20 protein-coding genes are annotated in these 18,401 nt (G+C 59.5%); 12 read left to right on the forward strand and 8 right to left on the reverse strand.

Going from position 1 to position 18,401, the window contains the following annotated elements; all coding sequences use genetic code 11:
- Nucleotides 1–183: 183 nt before the first annotated feature.
- Nucleotides 184–348, forward strand: a complete 165-nt coding sequence (locus HB779_RS09230) for a hypothetical protein (protein WP_188345415.1) — start codon at nucleotides 184–186, stop codon at nucleotides 346–348.
- 53 nt (nucleotides 349–401) lie between these two features.
- Here HB779_RS09230 and HB779_RS09235 read toward each other — a convergent pair whose 3' ends face one another.
- Nucleotides 402–1,274: a phosphonopyruvate hydrolase gene (locus tag HB779_RS09235; protein WP_188345416.1), complete on the reverse strand. Its 873-nt coding sequence runs from the start codon at nucleotides 1,272–1,274 to the stop codon at nucleotides 402–404.
- A 41-nt stretch (nucleotides 1,275–1,315) separates the two neighbouring features.
- A complete protein-coding gene (gene phnF / locus HB779_RS09240; RefSeq protein ID WP_188345417.1) occupies nucleotides 1,316–2,050 on the reverse strand; it encodes a phosphonate metabolism transcriptional regulator PhnF in 735 nt (244 codons plus the stop codon).
- A 447-nt stretch (nucleotides 2,051–2,497) separates the two neighbouring features.
- On the opposite strand from phnF, the gene HB779_RS09245 reads away from it, so the two are divergent.
- From HB779_RS09245 to HB779_RS09295, 11 genes are all read left to right on the forward strand, one after another.
- Complete coding sequence (locus tag HB779_RS09245; protein WP_256440638.1) at nucleotides 2,498–3,319, forward strand: aminotransferase class I/II-fold pyridoxal phosphate-dependent enzyme; 822 nt, start codon at nucleotides 2,498–2,500, stop codon at nucleotides 3,317–3,319.
- A 10-nt stretch (nucleotides 3,320–3,329) separates the two neighbouring features.
- A complete protein-coding gene (locus tag HB779_RS09250; RefSeq protein ID WP_188345419.1) occupies nucleotides 3,330–4,583 on the forward strand; it encodes an extracellular solute-binding protein in 1,254 nt (417 codons plus the stop codon).
- Between the two features lie 91 nt (nucleotides 4,584–4,674).
- Nucleotides 4,675–5,943: an extracellular solute-binding protein gene (locus HB779_RS09255; protein WP_188345420.1), complete on the forward strand. Its 1,269-nt coding sequence runs from the start codon at nucleotides 4,675–4,677 to the stop codon at nucleotides 5,941–5,943.
- A 71-nt stretch (nucleotides 5,944–6,014) separates the two neighbouring features.
- Entirely contained in the window at nucleotides 6,015–7,112 is a 1,098-nt protein-coding gene (locus HB779_RS09260) for a hypothetical protein (protein ID WP_188345421.1), read from the forward strand.
- A 51-nt stretch (nucleotides 7,113–7,163) separates the two neighbouring features.
- Nucleotides 7,164–8,222: a succinylglutamate desuccinylase/aspartoacylase family protein gene (locus tag HB779_RS09265; RefSeq protein WP_188345422.1), complete on the forward strand. Its 1,059-nt coding sequence runs from the start codon at nucleotides 7,164–7,166 to the stop codon at nucleotides 8,220–8,222.
- A 56-nt stretch (nucleotides 8,223–8,278) separates the two neighbouring features.
- On the forward strand, nucleotides 8,279–9,454 hold the full coding sequence (locus HB779_RS09270) for an ABC transporter ATP-binding protein (RefSeq protein WP_188345423.1): 1,176 nt from the start codon (nucleotides 8,279–8,281) through the stop codon (nucleotides 9,452–9,454).
- Nucleotides 9,451–10,407, forward strand: coding sequence for a carbohydrate ABC transporter permease (locus HB779_RS09275; RefSeq protein WP_244642500.1), 957 nt, complete (start codon nucleotides 9,451–9,453; stop codon nucleotides 10,405–10,407). Before HB779_RS09270 ends, HB779_RS09275 begins: the two co-directional genes overlap by 4 nt.
- Nucleotides 10,404–11,249, forward strand: a complete 846-nt coding sequence (locus HB779_RS09280) for a carbohydrate ABC transporter permease (RefSeq protein ID WP_188345424.1) — start codon at nucleotides 10,404–10,406, stop codon at nucleotides 11,247–11,249. Before HB779_RS09275 ends, HB779_RS09280 begins: the two co-directional genes overlap by 4 nt.
- On the forward strand, nucleotides 11,246–12,001 hold the full coding sequence (locus HB779_RS09285) for a DUF1045 domain-containing protein (RefSeq protein ID WP_244642501.1): 756 nt from the start codon (nucleotides 11,246–11,248) through the stop codon (nucleotides 11,999–12,001). Before HB779_RS09280 ends, HB779_RS09285 begins: the two co-directional genes overlap by 4 nt.
- 5 nt (nucleotides 12,002–12,006) lie before the next feature.
- Nucleotides 12,007–12,570: a phosphonate metabolism protein/1,5-bisphosphokinase (PRPP-forming) PhnN gene (phnN, locus tag HB779_RS09290; protein WP_188345426.1), complete on the forward strand. Its 564-nt coding sequence runs from the start codon at nucleotides 12,007–12,009 to the stop codon at nucleotides 12,568–12,570.
- A 9-nt stretch (nucleotides 12,571–12,579) separates the two neighbouring features.
- On the forward strand, nucleotides 12,580–13,587 hold the full coding sequence (locus tag HB779_RS09295) for a LysR family transcriptional regulator (RefSeq protein WP_244642502.1): 1,008 nt from the start codon (nucleotides 12,580–12,582) through the stop codon (nucleotides 13,585–13,587).
- On the opposite strand, the gene HB779_RS09300 is transcribed toward HB779_RS09295, so the two are convergent.
- Genes HB779_RS09300 through trbK-alt form a run of 6 tightly spaced genes read right to left on the reverse strand, consistent with a single transcriptional unit; the run spans nucleotide 13,493 to nucleotide 18,396 of the window.
- Nucleotides 13,493–13,759 carry a DUF2274 domain-containing protein gene (locus HB779_RS09300; protein WP_188345427.1) on the reverse strand — a complete coding sequence of 89 codons (267 nt, stop codon included), beginning with the start codon at nucleotides 13,757–13,759 and terminating at the stop codon, nucleotides 13,493–13,495. The genes HB779_RS09295 and HB779_RS09300 overlap by 95 nt on opposite strands.
- A 1-nt stretch (nucleotide 13,760) precedes the next feature.
- Nucleotides 13,761–14,999: a TrbI/VirB10 family protein gene (locus HB779_RS09305; RefSeq protein WP_188345428.1), complete on the reverse strand. Its 1,239-nt coding sequence runs from the start codon at nucleotides 14,997–14,999 to the stop codon at nucleotides 13,761–13,763.
- Entirely contained in the window at nucleotides 14,996–16,045 is a 1,050-nt protein-coding gene (trbG, locus tag HB779_RS09310; RefSeq protein ID WP_188345429.1) for a P-type conjugative transfer protein TrbG, read from the reverse strand. Before trbG ends, HB779_RS09305 begins: the two co-directional genes overlap by 4 nt.
- Entirely contained in the window at nucleotides 16,042–16,731 is a 690-nt protein-coding gene (trbF, locus tag HB779_RS09315; protein WP_188345430.1) for a conjugal transfer protein TrbF, read from the reverse strand. Before trbF ends, trbG begins: the two co-directional genes overlap by 4 nt.
- The gene (gene trbL, locus HB779_RS09320; RefSeq protein WP_188345431.1) at nucleotides 16,731–18,038 is read right to left on the reverse strand and encodes a P-type conjugative transfer protein TrbL; all 1,308 of its coding nucleotides are present in this window, start codon (nucleotides 18,036–18,038) and stop codon (nucleotides 16,731–16,733) included. Before trbL ends, trbF begins: the two co-directional genes overlap by 1 nt.
- Before the next feature lie 4 nt (nucleotides 18,039–18,042).
- A complete protein-coding gene (trbK-alt, locus tag HB779_RS09325; RefSeq protein ID WP_188345432.1) occupies nucleotides 18,043–18,396 on the reverse strand; it encodes a putative entry exclusion protein TrbK-alt in 354 nt (117 codons plus the stop codon).
- Nucleotides 18,397–18,401: the final 5 nt, after the last annotated feature.

The following is an 18,401-nucleotide window of genomic DNA, read 5'->3' on the forward strand; positions in this document are numbered from 1 at the left end:
TCTACGGCCCCTCGTCGAACAGCAACGGATAGTAGACGAGGCAGAGCGCCGCCTTGCCGACATCACGGTTGCGCAAGGAGCGCTTGCTTCGGCGCTAGCACGCACCATTTAGCAAGATTCTGTGATTCTTGAAGCCGCCGTAACGGGGGCTCTCGTGCAGACAGAGGCGGCGCTAGCCGGACCGTGCCGCCGGTCAAAACAGCAGCAGATTTGATCACTCTATCGAAGAAACCGCTCTTCGTCGGATTTGATCCGCTCCATGCCTTGGAGGCGAAAGATTTCTTCGACCGGAAGTATATCCCGGTGAACGTTCTGGACACCTCCGTCGGCGATGACGCGGCGGAATAGCGGCTGAGCGGGCTCCCATCGACGATTGGGCCGACCTTGCTTGTTGGTGCTGACTACCTCAAGTAGAGTTTTTCATCGGCTTTGACCCTCTCCATTCCTTGAAGCCGGAATACCTCCTCAACGGGCACTATGTCCTTGTGGACGTTCTGCACACCTCGATCGGAGATAATCCGCCGGAACACCTCTTGCATGGCTGTCGTCGCAGCTCGAATGCCGTAATTGCCGTAGATCACCATGCGAATATTGCCGAGTGCCTCGATTCGGGCAGCGTCGAGTTCGGGATATGCATTCGGTACGATTGTGAGCGGCACATTGCCTTTCCAAGCGCGCGCAAAGCTCTCGATCTCTGCGGGATCCTTCTTTTTAGAATGGATCAAGATCATATCGGCGCCCGCGTCCTCATAGGCCTTAGCACGCGTGAGCGCTTCTTCCTCGCCGAGGCCTGCGATCAGTGCTTCGGTGCGAGCAATCACCAAAAAGTCAGGATCGGTGCGGGCGCCGATAGCTGCTTCTACCTTGCCCTGAAATTCTTCGACCCGGAGCAGTTCCTGCCGACCACCGGCGGCGAGGCTTGTCACTTTCGGAAACGTCTTATCCTCGATGACGACTGCCGCTGCTCCAGCCCGCTCATATTCTGCAATGGTATGAACGACATTAATTGCGTTACCATAGCCGGTATCAATATCTGCGACAATTGGGAGCGAAGAACGCCCAGCAATCGCCCGCAACATATCAAGATGCTGCGTCATTGAAACAAGGCTCATGTCTGGCAGGCCGTAAAGGGCAGAAAGCTCAAAGCCCGAGGCCCAGAGGCCGTCGAAGCCGGCTTCCTCCGCAAGCACAGCAGAAAGAGGACTGTGGGCGGCCATGACATGAGTGAGGCCCTGCTTAGCGAGACGTTCACGCAGTTGCTTCGCTTTGCTCATAAATTTCACCTCGCGGTTTGGGTTATTGTGTTCAAAAACGTTTAGAAGCTGACCTTGAATGACACTCGGCTGCTCGCGAACGCCATTTCCGCATAAGTGAGCGGAACTTCATCCGTGCCCACTCCAATCGCCAGCGTCGTCAGCACGTATTCTATTGTGGGGATATTCAGATACCGGGTCTCTTCATTGGTTGGCGGACGCGAGCGGACTGTGACGTCCTTTCGGTGATAGTCGCGCACACTACATTGCTCGAAGAGAGAACGGAACGAAAACGCCTGCCGCTCTTTGCCAACGAGGGTTTTGAAAAGCGGTACGATGCCCGGCAGCCGATCACTTGCGATATAGTGGTTGCCGTAGTTGACGGTGATGCCATCCGCCTCGCCAAGCGTCGTCACCAGCAACACCTGTCTGCCTTTCGCAAGCTTCAGAGCTTCCGCTACTGGACCAGGTGCATGGCATTCGGCGACAGCTAGAACCGTGCGCGATGGCGCCATGTTACTGGCTGCTAAGTTCTGCTCAAAGAGCTGATGCGAGCCAATGTTGTAATCGAGCTTATTTACCACTGCGAAAGATCCGCGACCGCGCTCAATTCGCACTTTGCCTTGAGATTGCAAATGGTTGATCGCCTTTAGGACAGTGTGCCTGTTAACTCCGAAGCGTGCCGCTAAAGCCTCGCTCGAAGGGAGGCGCTGATCAGGTGAAAGATCACCGTGTTCGATTTCGTCGCTCAGCACGTTGCCGATCTGCCGCCAAAGAGCCAGCCCTGAATCATCCATATCGATCTCCGCCTTCCGTTTCTCGCTCGAAGCGGTCAAGTGTCATATTTCTTTCATATACGATTAGTAATAGCTGTCTAGAATGAAAAAGCATATAGTAGTCTAGAATGAAAGGTTTTTATCTCGGATGTTCGGAAACCATGAGGCGAACCCACTTGGCAGCTTGATCAACAAGCCGATCGACTTCAGGCGTTCAGTGCCGCCTATGTTGCCCAATATCGGTAATGAGCTGAGAAAGGCTCTTGTTGCGCTCTCTCAAGGGGATGATCCAGGCGCTGTTGTGCATGTCGCCCAATCCGGCGGCAGCCTAGCAGATCGTCGTGCGGCAGCGAAGTGGTTGAAACCAAGGCTCATATTAGAGCCCGACGAAACGCGGATAACGGTCACAAATGGTACCCAGAGCGCTTTTCTAATTCTGCTAGAGGAATTGGTTGGTCAGGGGGGCTGATGCTGGCGGAGCGACTGTCGTGGGGTCCCATGGCTAGTCTGGCTCAGCGCGCTCATGTTCGTGTTCGGGGACTAGAGATAGATAGCGAAGGAATAATCCCCGACGCCTTCGAGGCAGCCTGCCTCAAAGAGAGGCCTAAGGCCCTCTACTGCAATCCCACGGACCACAATCCAACGACGGCAGTGATGTCGGAGACGAGGCGGCGTGAGCTCATCGATATCGCCCGACGCCATAGTGTTTTGATCATTGAGGACGATACTTTAGGCCGTCTGGTTTCAGACGCGCCGCCACCCTTGGCTGCCATGGCGCCAGATGTCGTTTGGTACATCATGGGACTTACGAAGTGCTTGGCTCATGGCTTGCGTATGGCCTATGTCGTTGCCCCTTCGGCTACCGAAATGGAGAGTGTCTTCGGGCCAGCGCGTCGATTGTCGTTCTGGGCGCCTGCAGCGCTTTCAGCTGCAATCGCCACTTATTGGATAGAGCAGGGTACTGCTGAGGCCATCTGTGCGGCCATCCGGGACGAAAGCCGGGAGCGTGTCCAACTCGCACGTCGTATTTTAGATGGCGCTGACCTGGCAGCAACTTCCGAAGCACTGCATGTGTGGTTACGCCTGGACGCTTCTCGTGACCGTCACGATTTTGTGGCAAGTCTGGAACGGCAGGGTGTTCTCGTCCGCCCCTCTGATCTCTTCGCCGTCGATGGCGACCCGCCGGAAAACGCCGTGCGTCTATCGCTCAGTTCACCACCATCTCGAGCCGAAGTCGAATGTGGGCTCAGGACGGTTGCCTCAACCCTTGGACTAGTCTCAAGTTCCTGAAGGAATTCCCATGCTGACAAAGTTTATCAGTTCCGCACTGTGGGTCTTGGCAATCTCGGTCCAAGCGGCCGCAGCCGAAGAAATAACCTTGCGAGTAGACGCTACGCCCTCGATCTTCAAATCGATGTTCGACGCTTTCGCCACTGATTTTGAACGAGATAATCCAGACATAAAAGTACGCATCAACGCGTCCTTCCGATCCCAGGAAGACATCGTCCAAGCCACGTTGCGTCAGGCGGTGGTCAACGATTTGCCCGACGTTTCATTCCAGGGATACAATTTTTTGCGCACGATTGTGGAGCGAGATATCCCCGTTCCGCTGGACGACTTTATTGCAAGCGATCCCGAGTGGACAGCGGAAACATTTTCCCCCTCTGTCGTGGGCAGCACCAAAATCGATGGGCAGATCCAAGGTATAGGTGTCGGATTTTCGGTACCGGTCCTTTACTACAATGCTGATCTGGTCCGACAGGCTAGCGGTGACGCGCCGTTCCCCAAAACTTGGGACGAGATCATCAAGCTTGCGAAGAAGATAGAAGGTTCGAACGAACGCGTTGTCGGAGGCTTTTATCGGACCGACGCCCTCTTCTTTCAAGCCCAACTCAATTCTAGGGGCACGGGCTACATGGACTCCAAAGAGACCGTTATCTTGCCCGATAATGACGCTGCGCAATCCGCGTTCGCATTGATCAAATCAATAGGTGAAGCCGGACAAGCAAAAGTGCCGATGCAGCGGGAACAGGCTCGCCAAGCATTTACAAGCGGTACCGTCGGGATGCTGTCGGACATGAGTTCGCAAATTGCGAGCTTTAAAAAGCAGATTGCCGGCAATTTCGAATTGGGTGTAGCGAGATTTCCCATTCCGGCCGCTTCCGGCAGAATCCCGGCTGCTGGGATTGCTGCCATCATGAGTACAAAAGATCCTGTTCGCCAAAAGGCGGCGTGGAAGTTCCTGAAATATCTTGCTCGGGTTAACGGGCAAGAAATCTTGGCCCGTGAAACATCCTATATGCCGACCAACGAAGTCGTAGTCGAGCAGTCCAAGACTCTCAAGGCACAAATCGATGCGGAGCCGCTCCTCAGCCCGGTTCTCGAAAGTGCTCCTTACGCAACCTCTTGGTACGCTTTCCCTGGTGCGAACGCTGCGAAGATCGACGTGACTATAGGAGACATTGTCGAGCGCGTCTCTACTCTGAAGCTTGATCCAGAAGCTGCTGTCCAGGAGCTTCGGAAGAAAGTCGGGCAAATGCTTCCAAACAAGTGAGAACATTCATCGGGATCGCGGCGGCGACTAGATGTCCCGCGAGCCAGAACGAATGCCCTGAATGAACAGCCGAAACGAAAGGGACGTCTTTATGCGCTCGAAGCTCTTTACATCAACTCTCCTAGCAATCTCGATTTTGGTTCAGCCTGCGCTTGCGAGTGCTGTCGAAGCGAAAGAAGTGACTATCCGAGTCTCATCCACCCCTCTCATCTATGCAAGCCTCTTCAAACAACTTGCCGCGGCATTTCAGGAACGTAACCCCGATGTCAAAGTCAAGCTCGAGACGCCGAATGGCGATCAAACCGATGCGATCCAATTAGCCTTGCGTCAGGGTCTTGTGAATGATCTGGCGGATGTCAGCTTCCAAGGGGTCAACTACACCACGCCGCTAGTGGATCGCGGGTATGTCGTTCCGCTCGATGATTTCATCGTCCACGATTCTGAATGGACCAATGAAAATTACTCCCCCTCTGTGAGCGAGATTGCCAAGGTTGGCGACAAGACCATGGGACTAGGTGTGGCCCTTACAGTGCCAATCATCTATTACAACGCCGATCTTGTTGCGGAGGCGCAAAACGGGAAGTCCGCGCTACCCGCTGACTGGACAGCGATGCTGGAGCTCGCAAAGAAGATCCAGGCTGCGCATCCGGATGTGCTTGGGATCTATACGCGCTACAACGCTCTCGTTGCGCAAGGTCTCATCATGAGCATGGGGGGAACGATCGGTAAGCCTGATGGTACGGCAGCAACTCTCACGGAAAAACCCGCGTTAGAGGCAATCCGGTTGATCGCCGATTTCGGCAAAGCCGGTCAGGGGAAGCTTGGCCTCAGCGACAATCAGGCCCGGCAGCAGTTCCTAGCTGGGAAGCTTGCTATCATGTTGGATTCGGCAAGCTCGCTGCAAAGTTACACCGAGAAGAGTTCCGGCGTCTTTCGTCTGGCAACAGCGCATTTCCCGTTCATCGAGAAATCCAAAATGCCGGCATTCGGGCTTATAGCGGTGATGCATACTCAGGACGCTGAGCGGCAAAAGGCGGCTTGGAAATTTATGAAATTCGTTGCAGGTCCGGAAGGGCAGAACATGGTTGGTCGGCAGACCGGCTATGTCCCGGCCAACAAGATAGCAATTCAGCGTAGCGACGTCTTGGGCGACTACTATAAGTCGGTTCCCGGTATTCAGGCCTCTCTGGATACGCTGCCTTTATCAGTTCCCTATTACGTGTTTCCGGGCGACGGTAACGCCGCTCGCGTTAACCAGATGTTCGTGGACGTGCTCCAGCGCGTGGTAGTCGGTCAGCTTAAGCCGGAAGATGGCGCACAAGAGCTGAACCAGCAGATCGATGCTGTCATCGGAAAATGACTTTCGGGCGGGGAGCCGTGGCGTTCGCCACGACTCCCTCCCACTCCCTTCCTGTAAAAAAGACGAGCGATATGGAACAATTACTAACGGGCGAATCCCTCACCAAAGCAGAAGGCTACCCTGCTCTGGTCTATTTTCGGCGCGGTTCGTCTGAGAAACCTCTCATTGTACTCCTGCCTGGCGGGTATCATCTCGCACGCGTGTTCTACGGACACTCCGAAGGGCAGTCGCAAGACTTCGTTGCTCATTGGCTTGGCGAGCTGGGGTTTTCGGTACTTGCTATTTCTTATCCGCTCGACCACCCAGTTTTCGAATCGTTGTACCCTGACATGGCAGTCGCTGATTGGAGCAGGATGGTCGCGGCCGTGGTCGCTGACGTAGTCAAGCTGCAAAAACTCACCGGGCGGGTGGCCTACGCGGGCTGGAGTATGGCCGGGAGGGTGGTGCCCACTTTGAACCTGGCATCCGCGAAGCAAGGCCTGCAGGTAGAAGGTTTCGTCTCGTTGGCGGCAACGCCACCCCTTTTCGTTAATTCGGACGTCGACGATACCTTCTGGCTGGCTCCCAATGGCATGCGAGAAGCATTGAATCCGCCGGCTCATTACCGAGACCATCACAGGTTCGGCTGGATCGGTCCCGCTCTCGATGAACTCGCCCAGATCAATGGTCGGTCCATCTTAAGCGAGGTGGACTATCGGCGGGACTTTTGCGGCAATCATCCAGCTAACCTTAATGGCGAGGTGATGCGCTACAGGGCCGGTACCTTAGTCAAAGACATTGCTGAAGCTACGGAAGATATGCGCTCTTTCGACTTCGGCAGCTATTCTTTGGTTGGTTGTGTGATTCCAAACTCTCGCAATGATCTTAGGCATGCGCTTTCCGACGCCTCGACCTGGACGTTCATAAATCATCACGGAATTCTTTGGCGCATTCATCGAAGTCAAAGCCAGAATGTGAGCGACACTTGCGTATCACATCTTAAGAAAATCTTCGATGCCATGCCTAGACTGCTGACGCGGACGGTACAAGGCAACCATATATTCTTTATTGGAAAGTTCGGTGCGCGGAAAACAGCGCGGGCTATTGCAGAACTAATCCAGGAGATTGCCGGTATTAGAGAAAATCTGTCGCGAGTATTGGATCAATCTCAGCCAGAACCGGGAGCATAGTACAAATGTATATGCATCAAACCACGTTACGATTACTGTAAGGAGTTTAAATTGGAAGCCGCCGAACCTGGAGTACAACATGCTCCCGAGAAAACTCAACAGATGGGCCCATCGCGTATCTGGACAGACATCAACTTCGACGCCGAAGGCCGGCAGTTCGGCTATTTGCGACTAAACGTTTCAACGCATGGCCGCGGCGCCGCGTTCGTTCCAATCCCAGTTGCTTCCTTCAAAAACGGCCCCGGCGCCAGGATTCTGCTTCTCGCCGGCGTGCACGGCGACGAGTACGAAGGCCAGGTAATGCTCATGAAACTTATGCGCACGCTAGACATAGCCAATGTGCGCGGGCAGATCTTGATCCTATCAGCGACCAACACGCCCGCGGTGCTCGCCGGAACACGAACCTCGCCACTGGATGGTGTCAATCTCAATCGGGCCTTCCCAGGCAATCCCAACGGTTCCCCAACTGAGGAAATAGCCTTCTTCATCAGCAATGTGTTGTTGCCGCGTGTTGAGTACCTGCTGGATTTCCATTCCGGCGAAGACGACCGTTTCATTACGCCCACCTCGCATATCTACCACACGGATGACCGGCAGAAGTTCGAACAGCTCCTTCACATGATGTCTGTCTTCGGAATGCCGAAGAGTACCGTTCTGCAAGGCTTGATAGATCACGACAAGAAAGCAATCAACGTGTGTGACAGGCTGGGGGTTCTCCGGTTCGCAACTGAATTGGGCGGCGGAGGCGGCATCACGCTAGATGCGTTGAGGCTAGCGGAAACCGGATTGGCGCGCCTGCTCTTCGATCTAGGCGTTCTCCGCACCCCGATCACAGACGAGCCTGCCCCACCGACAGATTTCGTGCGCCGACTTCCGAACAAGCAATACGTGTATGCCATGGCTTCTGGCATTTTTGAGCCCTTCGTGAAAGTTGGGCAAGATGTGCATTCCGGGCAGGAAGCAGGCGCAATCCATTTTCCCGAAGAGCCGTGGCGCGATCCTTGGATTGCCAAATTCTCCGATAACGGAACCGTTTACGCGATACGTACTCGTGCCCGCACCGAGATGGGAGATAACCTTTTCATGCTTTCGGTGCCGTGGAGTGACTGACAATCCCCACTACGGCAGAAGTTTCCTCACCATGGGCATGAAGGGGTAAAGCCGCCATGGCATCGATCACCATCGAAAAAATCGTGAAGTCGTTTGGTACAATATCCGTTTTGCGCGAAGTTTCGCTGTCGATAGCAGACGGGGAATTCCTAACGCTGCTTGGCCCGTCGGGCTGCGGGAAGTCGACGCTATTACGCATCCTCGCAGGTCTCGAGGTGCAGACCGGCGGTTCGATTTCGATTGGCGATCGGGTAGTCGATGGAGTGCGCCCGAAGCGCCGCGACGTGGCGATGGTGTTCCAGTCCTATGCGCTTTACCCGCATATGACGGTTGCTCAGAATATGGCTCTGCCGTTGCGCATGCGGCGGCTTTCTTCTTGGCAGCGGCTGCCGCTGCTGGGTCGGTTTATGCCGGGAACGACCGCCACAACCGCGGAGATCGAGCGGGACGTCACCCGCACGGCCAAGTCGCTTGGCATCGGCCATCTGCTGGCCCGCAAGCCTGGCCAGCTGTCGGGCGGCCAGCGCCAGCGCGTCGCCGTCGGCCGTGCCATGGTGCGCGAGCCGGCGGTCTTCCTGATGGATGAGCCGCTCTCCAATCTCGACGCCAAGCTCAGAGTGCAGATGCGCGCCGAGATCAAGGAATTGCATAATCGACTCGGTGTCACCTTCGTCTATGTCACCCATGACCAGTCCGAGGCGATGACCATGTCGGACCGGGTCGCGGTCATGCTCGACGGCGAGTTGCTGCAGGTCGCCCCGCCGCAGGAAATCTATGACGATCCCGACGACCGGCGCATCGCCGAGTTTATCGGCTCACCTAAGATCAACATGCTGGACGCAAGGCTGCGCGAAGACGGACTGGCCGATACGGCCGGCACGAGCTTTTCTATCGCCGGCAATATCGGACCGGGAACAGCCCTGACCCTGGGTATCCGCCCCGAAGCGTTCCATCTCGTCGATGCCGGTGGCCCGAATATCCTGACTGGCGCGGTGCGGCTGGTCGAGCACATGGGGTCTGACCTCTTCGTCCATCTTAACGTCCCGGGAACCGATCATCCGGTCATTGCCCGGCTCCTGGCCGAACGCGCACCGCAGATCGTCTCGGGCCAGACCCTGCATCTCGGCGTCAAGCCGGAGCGCCTGTTGCTCTTTTCCGCCGACGGACGCCGCCTGCGCGCCCATGACCATGCGGGCGCGACCGTGCTGCGGATCAAGGAGCACGTGCAATGAGCAGCGCCGCTTCCACCGCAATCAAACCTGCCGGCTCCGCGGCAGACCGGCACGGCACCCGTAAGGCGCTGCGCAATCACAGGCTCGCCGAAATATTCGTGGCCTGGTCATTGGCCGGACCGGCGCTCGTCCTGCTTGTCGCTCTGTTCTTCCTGCCGGTCTTTGCCGTCTTTGGCATTGCGCTAACCGACTGGCAGTTCGGCGCCAACTCGCTCTCCTTCGTCGGGCTCGGCAACTTCGAGGAAGTTTTCGCCGACGAAGGTTTCCGCGCTTCGCTTGTCAACACCATCCTCTATGTCATCATCGTCGTGCCCGGAACGATCATCCTCGGCCTCGTGATCGCGCTTCTGATCGAAAGCGGCAAGTCTTGCCGAGCCTTCTACCGCGCCATCCACTTCCTGCCCTTCATGGCCACGCTGACAGCCATGGCGATCGCCTGGGAGGCGTTGCTGCATCCAACCATCGGCCTCGTCAACCAGGCGCTTATGAGCGTCGGCCTGCCGACCGCCAACTGGTTGCGCGACGAACAGACCGTGCTTCCAACGCTCGCCATCATCGGCATCTGGCAGAACCTCGGCTATGCCATGGTGCTGTTCCTCGCCGGTTTGAAGTCGATCCCGCAGGACCTTTACGACGCTGCCGACATCGACGGCGCTGATCTGTGGCTCGACCGGTTAAGGACGGTGACGCTGCCGATGCTTGGACCCGTCACCATGTTCGTCTTCATCGTCGTGGCGCTACGTGCCTTCGAGACCTTCGACACAGTGCAGATCCTCACCCAGGGCGGACCGGGCCACTCCTCCGAAATGCTGCTCTTCACCCTCTACCGCGAGAGCTTCCAGTACCTACGCACCGGCTATGGCGCCTCGGTTGCCGTCGTTTTCCTCTTCATCGTCGTGGCGCTCACCCTCATCCAGGTGCGCGTCATGGACAAAAGGGTTCACTATCAATGAGCATATCCCAGCTCCGAGGCCTTGCCGTACCGGCTGCCATCACCCGCCATGCAATCCTGCTCGTAACCGGCGCACTGATCCTCATCCCCTTCGTGTGGATGGTCTCCCTGTCGATCAAGCCGCCGGGAGAGATCTTCCGCGCCTCGTTCTCCTTCTGGCCGCATCAGTTCTACGGCGTCGAGAACTACACACGGGCGTTAACTGAGGTACCGCTGCCCCAGTACATGTTTAACGGTGTCATCGTATGCGCCATGATCTTGATCGCCCAGATCGCCGTCTGCGCGCCGGCCGCCTATGCGCTTGCCAAGCTCGATTTTTCGGGGAAGAACCTGCTGTTCGCCATGGTGCTAATCGCGCTGATCCTGCCGCACGAGGTTCTGTCCCTGCCGCTGTTCGTCCTCGGCTATCAACTCGGCATTCTCAACACCTATGCGGCGCTGATCTTTCCGTATGTCGTCTCGCCCTTCGGCATCTTCCTGTTCCGGCAGTTCTTCAAGACCATCCCCGATGACGTCATCCATGCCGCGCGTCTCGACGGTCTCTCCGAACTTGCTATCGTCTGGCGCATCATGGTGCCGATGGCACTGCCGGCCATCATCGCCTTTGGCATCTTTTCGGTTGTCGGCCACTGGAACAGCCTGTTCTGGCCGCTGATTGCCGTTCGGGACCAGAACCTCATGCCGCCGCCGCTCGGCATCATGGCTTTCAAGAACGAGGAAGCTGGCAACGACTACGGCCCCCTTATGGCTGCGTCCACCCTCGTCGTCGCTCCCCTCATCATCGCATTCCTCTCCGCACAACGATGGTTCGTCGAAGGACTGACAGGAGGAGCTGTGAAGTGAGAAGCGTCAAGGGATCCAAGCCGGGGCAGACGGCCGGTTTCCTGCCAGCCAAGGCACTTGAGCCCCGCTTTGCGATCTACTACACACCAGCACCGGAACATCCGTTGACGGTCGCGGCAAGGGCCTGGCTTGGGCGCGACGCTTTCGCGCCAGGGACAGGCACCGCCGACACCCGCGAGGCCGCTTTCATTTCCGAGCCCCGGCGATATGGGTTTCACGCGACCATCAAGGCACCCTTTCGGCTCAGGGAAGGAGCTTCCGGCGAAGCCCTCGAGCTGGCGCTTCGCGGCTTTGCGGCAAAGACGCAAGCCTGCCCAATCGGTCCCCTGCGGATCGACCTCCTGGGCGGGCTCTTCGCGCTCGTTCCGATCCACCCATTGCCAACGCTTCGGGGTTTCGCGACGCGCGTCGTTGAGGAATTCGATCGGTTCCGGGCGCCGATGGATAGAGACGACCTCAAGCGACGCATGAGCCATCAGCTCGACGACGTCGAGACGACCCATCTCGTCACCTGGGGCTATCCTTACGTCCGCGACCGCTTCCGCTTCCACATGACCTTGACGGATCGCGTACCGGAAAAACAGCGCGCTGGAATGCGGGATCGGCTGGATGCGGTCTTCCAACCGTATCTGTCAGAGGACTATCGTATCGATGTCCTGTCGCTGTTTGTGCAGCAACGCCGCGATGCCGATTTCGTCGTCCGTTCGCAGTTCGCGCTGAAGACCGGCGCGGCTCTCAAGACGGCGGTCTGAAGGCCATGGCGTCGCATGGCCGTGTTGTCCTTAATGTCGGTCCCAGCGGTGCCGGAAAGGACAGGCTGATCGACTATGCGCGCGACCGCCTTCGGGCCGATCCGCGCTTTCATTTCGTGCGCCGGATCATCAGCCGGCCGGCAGGGGCCGGCGAGGACCACCAGCCCGTGGACCGGGACGAGTTCGACCGTCGTGTTCTCGAAGGTCGTTTCGCCCTTCACTGGCAGGCGCATGGCCTCTCCTATGGCATTACGTCCGAGATCGACGGCTGGCTGGAACGCAGCGATGTCGTGGTGGCCAATGGCTCGCGCGCCGTTCTATCGGAAGCGCGGCGGCGTTACCCGCAACTGCTCGTGGTCCATGTCACCGCGCCAATGGATGTATTGGCGAAGCGCCTGGTCGAACGGGGAAGCGAAAACCTGGAAAGTGTGAGGCAGCGTTTGATCCGAGGCGACCAGCATCCGGTCGAAGGTGCTGATGTTGTCCAGATCGACAATTCCGGCCCGCCGGAGATTGCCGAAGAATTCTTTCTTGCCGTGCTCACGGTGCAAATTGGCAAGAAATTATGAGGTGCGTCGGTGGCAAAGGAGCATCCTTCTATCGAGTTTCGTCATCTGCGCTATTTCCTAGCCGCGGCGGAGCAGCGAAGCTTTCGGCGGGCTGCTCGCAGCCTTTCCGTCGAGCCATCGACGATCAGTCGCCGCATCCGCGATCTGGAAGACGACATTGGCGTTGCCCTGTTCATTCGCGCTCATGGTGGCGTCAGTCTCACTGTTGCAGGTGAGCGCTTCATCCGAAGGGCACGCAGAGCGCTGAACCAACTCACCCATGCTACCCTTGATGCCAACGCTATAGGGCGAGGCCAAGCGGGCATCATCAGGATCGGCCTGATGTCCTCGATTGCTTCCGGTTTCATCGCCACGCTTCTAGGTGCCTATGGTGTCACTCATGCCGAGGTGCGGATCGAATATGTCGAAGGTGAAGCTTCTCAACATGTTCCGGCGATCCAGCAGCACCGGCTGGATGTCGCCTTCCTGACTGGCACGCCTGCGGCCGAAGACTGCGACGTTTTGCATCTGTGGAACGAGCGGGTTTTCGTAGCGATGTCGGGCAGACATGAACTGGCCGGAAAAGAGGGTATCGCGTGGAGCGATCTTCGAGACCGGGAGTTCATCGTCAGCGAAGCGCAGTCGGGGCAGGAGATTCACGACTACTTGGTGAAGCATCTTGCCGAACTCGGCCATAGTCCAAGTGTGCAACAGCATGCGGTCTATCGAGACACACTGATGCAGATCGTCGCCGGCGGAAGCAGTCTGACGCTCACCAGCGAAGCGACGATCGCTGCGCAGTTTCCCGGTGTCGTCTATCGCCCTCTTACCGGAGAAGTGCTGCCTTTCTGCGCGGTATGGTCGCCCCGCAATGACAATCCGGCCTTCCGGCGGCTTCTCAGCTTGGCCAAAGTCATTTCGAAACGCGGTGAGGCCAGCGTTGTCATGACGGGCGTGACTGGTCCTTCGGAAAGCGGGATGAATGGTTCTGATCCAGCGCTCGCCGCACCTTTGCAAAGCCCCGATCCGTCGCAATAAACCGTTCCAGCATCGGCACGATCAGCCGCTTTGGATCGGCAGCGGGCTGACCGCTCTCCCTGGCCAGGGCCTCGGCATAGGCGGCGAGATCACGATGCAGGCTACCAGGCAAGTCTATTGTGATCTTGACTGGCTTGTCTTCGGTAATCGGGCCGAGTTTCAGCTTGGTCATTTCAGCCCCTGTATGGTTCGAGGACGAGATCGCGGATGACGATCACGCGGACTGGGAATCCAGGTCGAATGGTAAGCGTCGGCGCAATGTTGAGCTGTCGGCTAACGATCTGCTGACCGGTCTGATTGACGCTGTCCGATGCCCCTTGGCGCAACGCGCGCACGATGTCGCTGTCCTGGCCTGAAGATCCTGCCTCTGCACCGACGCTAAGGATGGTGGAGAGCGCGGCGGCCTTGAACAGTTCGCCCCAGTGATAGTCGACGCCATCCTCCAGACCGGCATATCCCTCGGAGTCGGTGCCTGGTTGGCGTTCGAGCACGATCGAGCGTCCGTTCGGCATGATGAGCCGGTTCCAGACCAGCAGCACGCGGCGCTGGCCGAAGCCGACGCCGTTATCGTATTGGCCGATCAATCTGGTGCCTTGGGGCACAAGCAGGATGCGGCCGGTCGGGCTGTCATAGATGTTCTCAGTGACCTGAGCAGTGATCTGGCCGGGCAGATCGGAGCGGATGCCGGTGATCAGCGCCGCCGAGATCACCGCTCCGGCCTGCAGGATGTTCGGCGACGCCGGCGCAGCGACCCGATCCGGGGAGACGGTCCGTCGATCGGCGGCAGCGTTGAGGAAGGCGAGCTGGCGATCCTGTGCGGTCGGTGTGGCCGGCTGTGGTGCAAGGCCGAGGCTGGTCAGGTCGGGCAGAGGCAGTTGGGGATTGCCGGCCGGTGTCGCCCCAGGTGATGCCGCCGCGGGCGTGCTTGTCCTGGTTTCTGTCGAGGCGAACAGGCGCGCCGTGCGCGCGGCCTCCAATTCCTGCAGCCGGCGCTGTTCCTCGGCGCTGAGGCCGGGGTTGGGTGTCGCCATGCCAGGAACGGGGACCTGCTGCCCCCGGTTCTGAGCGTCGAGGATGGGACGGCCAAGGTCGCCGGGCAGCGGAGGGCCCAGCACCGGCCCCGTATAGTCCCGCGGCAGGCCGGCAAGGCCGTCGGCGGTGGCGCGATTGTCAGTCGAATACAGCTCCTCATTCGGCCGACCGCCGTCGCGGGTCTGGAGGGCGTAGATCAGCGCGCCGCCGATCCCGACGCTGGCGACGAAACCGAGACCGGTCAACACCTTCCTCGACAAGCGCGTGACACGCGGCGCCTCAGCGCGCAGCCGCATTGGCGGCACCGGTTCGCCGGTCAGGGGCTGCTCGACGTTTTCCGGCTCGGGCCCTTCCTCTTGTCTGGTTCCGATGTCGCTCACGATGCCGGCCTCCCGTCGGTACGGGTGATGCGCACGCGCTTCTGGTTTTTGGCGGCGCCGAAGCGCAGCTCGGCGGCGGCGAACAGGCGGTCGACGATCATGTGGTTGCCGCGAACCCGGTAGTTCACCAACTCGGAGGTGTTGCCTTCAGGGCCGATGACGAAGAGTGGCGGCATCTCACCCTGACCAATGCCGCGCGGAAATTCGATGAACACCTGACGGCCGTCGTCGAAGGCGCGAAGCGGCCGCCACGGCGCGCGGTCGCCGTCGATCTCGTAGCGGAAATTGACGCGGGAAATGTCGATGCCAGTGGCGACTGGCTGGACTGCCTGGGCCTCGGTATTTTGACGGCGCAGCGCGATGAGCTGATCCTGCGGATACTGCCAGGAAACGGACGCCATATATGTCCGCTCGGTCGAGCGCAGCTCCATGTAGTAGGTGCGCAGGTTGGTGTTGATGACCAGGTTGGTCATCAGCTCGACGCGGGTCGGTTTCACCAAAATATGGATCTGTCGCGTCGCACCCGTTCCGCTTTCGGTGTCGCCGATGATCCAGCGCACGGTGTCGCCCGCGGCGACGGGACCGGAGCCGACGAGCTGCTCGCCGGGCTGGAGCGCGATGTCGGTGATCTGCCCGACGGCGGTGTAGACCTGATACAGCGCGCCTTGTGTGAACGGATAGATCTGCATCGAGTTGATGAAGCCGTTGCGTACCGGCTGAATGCGAGCAGCGGCGTTGGCCTGGTTGACCCGCGCTGTCGGATCGGACGCCTCAGGCGCTCTCCGCTTCGTCTCGACCGGCTTCATCTGGCCAGGTAGCGGCAGTGGCCGGGGAAGTTCGACCACGGTGACCGGCGCCGGCGGATCGACCGTCTGCACGGCCGGCGCGGCGTCGTCATAGCTGATCTCGGGCGGCTTATGCGTCGTGGCGCAGCCGGCGAGTGCGGTCGTCGCCAGGAGGATGAGCGGCAACCCGGCTTTGCGCAAAACCGACGATGCGGATGTATGTGAAGCCGGGTTTCCGGCTTTACGGAAAGACGACTTCATTGTCCCAGCTCCCGTGACCAATTGATGGCGTTGACGTAGATTCCGAGCGGATTGGCCCGGAGTTTTTCGGCGTCGCGCGGCGGCTGCACGACGATGGTGAGGATGGCGGTCCAGCGTGATGTCTCGGCAAGCGCGCCGTCCTGATAGCGGCGCTCGACCCAGGCGACGCGGAAACTCGTGGGCGACGCACGGATGACCGACGAGACATCGACCGAGATCTGCTGCTTGCCGACCTTGGTGAAGGGGTCGTTGGCGCGGGCATAGTCGTTGAGCGCCATGGCGCCGGCCGAGGTCGTGAACTCATAGGCGCGCAGCCAGTTCTGCCGCACAATGATGGCGTCGGCCGGGATCGAGCGAACCTGCTCGATGAAGCGAGCGAGATGCCAAGCAACTTGAGGATCGGTCGGCTGATAGTCGGCAGTGGCGGGCGCGACAGCCTGCGACTGCCCGAGGCGATCGACCTGCACCACCCAGGGCACGATCGTTCCACGCGCCGACTGCCAGACAAGCGCTGCGGCAAAGCCGGCCGAGAGGATCAGCGAGCCGAACGCCATCCAACGCCAATTGTTCGCCTGCACACGGGCCGAGCCGATGCGTTCGTCCCAGACCTGGCCGGCGCGCTGGTAGGGCGTTTCGGGCTCAGGTGATGTGCCATAGTGGGTTGCCGGTCGTTTGAAGAGGCTCATCAGCGTTCGCTTTCGGAAAGGTTGATGGAAGAGCCGCCGCCATGGCTGTCGCCGGAGCGGACGGCATGCGCGGCGGCCTGGACGCCGTGCGTGATGTTCTGAGAGCGCTTCATGCGCTTGGCCCAGTCGGGCGGCCCCTGACGGGAAGACGCGTTCTGACTAGTAGAGGAGTCGTTGGCGGCCTCGGTGTCGCCGCCGATCGTGCCTGCGGTCGAAGAGCCGCCGGTTGCCTCGAAGGCGGACTTGGCTCCGGCGGAAAAGCTCGACTTCATGCTGTCCGCCGCACGCGACGCGGCGCGTTTCAGCGGAGAGGCTGCAGCGGACGCGCCGGCGCGGGCAACGCCACCGAGGCCGGAAGCGACACCCGCCGCACCGGACTGGCCAGCCGCGCCGAGGCTGTAGGCGCTGGACGCTCCACCTGCGAGAGCGGCTCCACCGCGCGCGGCGGCGGCGACCATGCCCCCGGCGGCAACCCCGGTGCCGATCGCCGCGCCCGCGCCGAGCTGCGGTCCGCCGGAGACGAGGCCGTTGGCGATGCCAGGACCGAAGATGCCGAGGCCCAGCAGCGAGAGCGCTGCGAGCACGATCGCCATGGCCTGGTCGATCGTCGGTGTCGCGCCACCGAAGCCAGCGGTGAATTCCGAGAACAAGGTGGAGCCGATACCGATGATGACGGCGAGCACGAGCACCTTGATGCCGGACGATATGACGTTGCCGAGGACCCGCTCCGCCATGAAGGCGGATTTGCCGAAGAGGCCAAAGGGAATGAGAACAAAGCCGGCGAGCGTCGTCAGCTTGAACTCTATGAGCGTCACGAAGAGCTGGATGGCGAGGATGAAGAAGGCGAGTAGCACCAGTGCCCAAGCAAAGAACATGCACGCGATCTGGATGAAATTCTCGAAGAAGCTCCAATAGCCCATTAGGCCGGAGATAGAATCGAGGAGCGGCCGGCCGGCATCGAGCCCGGTTTGCGCCACCTTGCCGGGACGCAGCAGATCCGCTGTGGTAAAGCCGGTGCCGCTCGCCTTCAGGCCGAGCCCGGCGAAACTCTCGAAAACGATGCGGGCGAGATTGTTCCAGTTGCCGATGATGTAGGCGAACACCCCGACGAACAGGGTCTTCTTCACCAGCCGCGCAATGATGTCGTCGTCGGCACCCCAGCTCCAGAACAGGGCGGCGAGCGTCACGTCGATGACGATCAGGGTCGTGGCGATGAACGCGACTTCACCGCTCAGCAGGCCGAACCCGCTATCGATGTAGCGGGTGAAGACCTCCAGGAAGTGGTCGATGACGCCGGAGCCGCCCATGGTTTTACCTGACTTCTTCGGGTTGGAGCGGAACGACAGGCGCCGGGATGGTCGCCGTCGGGTGCGGCGACTGCGGCGGGTCGGGCAACCGCTCGGCGGGGCGAGATCCGGGAGCCAGGAAGCGGCGGCGGTTCTCGGCCCAGGCGCTTAGGCAGGACGGGTCGCGCGGACCGGCCTCGCCGATCCCTGCGCAGCGGGTGAGTTCGGCCCGCAAGGGGTCGGCGGCCTCGTCACTGGAACGATCGACACGTCGATAGATCGGCGCGTCCTCGTGTCTGGTCATCTCGACCGCCGTGGCGGTGACGGCCACGGCGATGAAGACGATGGCACCGATGCGGACGAACATCTTTCCATCCATGATCG

Origin of the sequence: Phyllobacterium sp. 628, assembly GCF_014189505.1 — a bacterium.
Taxonomy (GTDB): Bacteria; Pseudomonadota; Alphaproteobacteria; order Rhizobiales; family Rhizobiaceae; genus Phyllobacterium.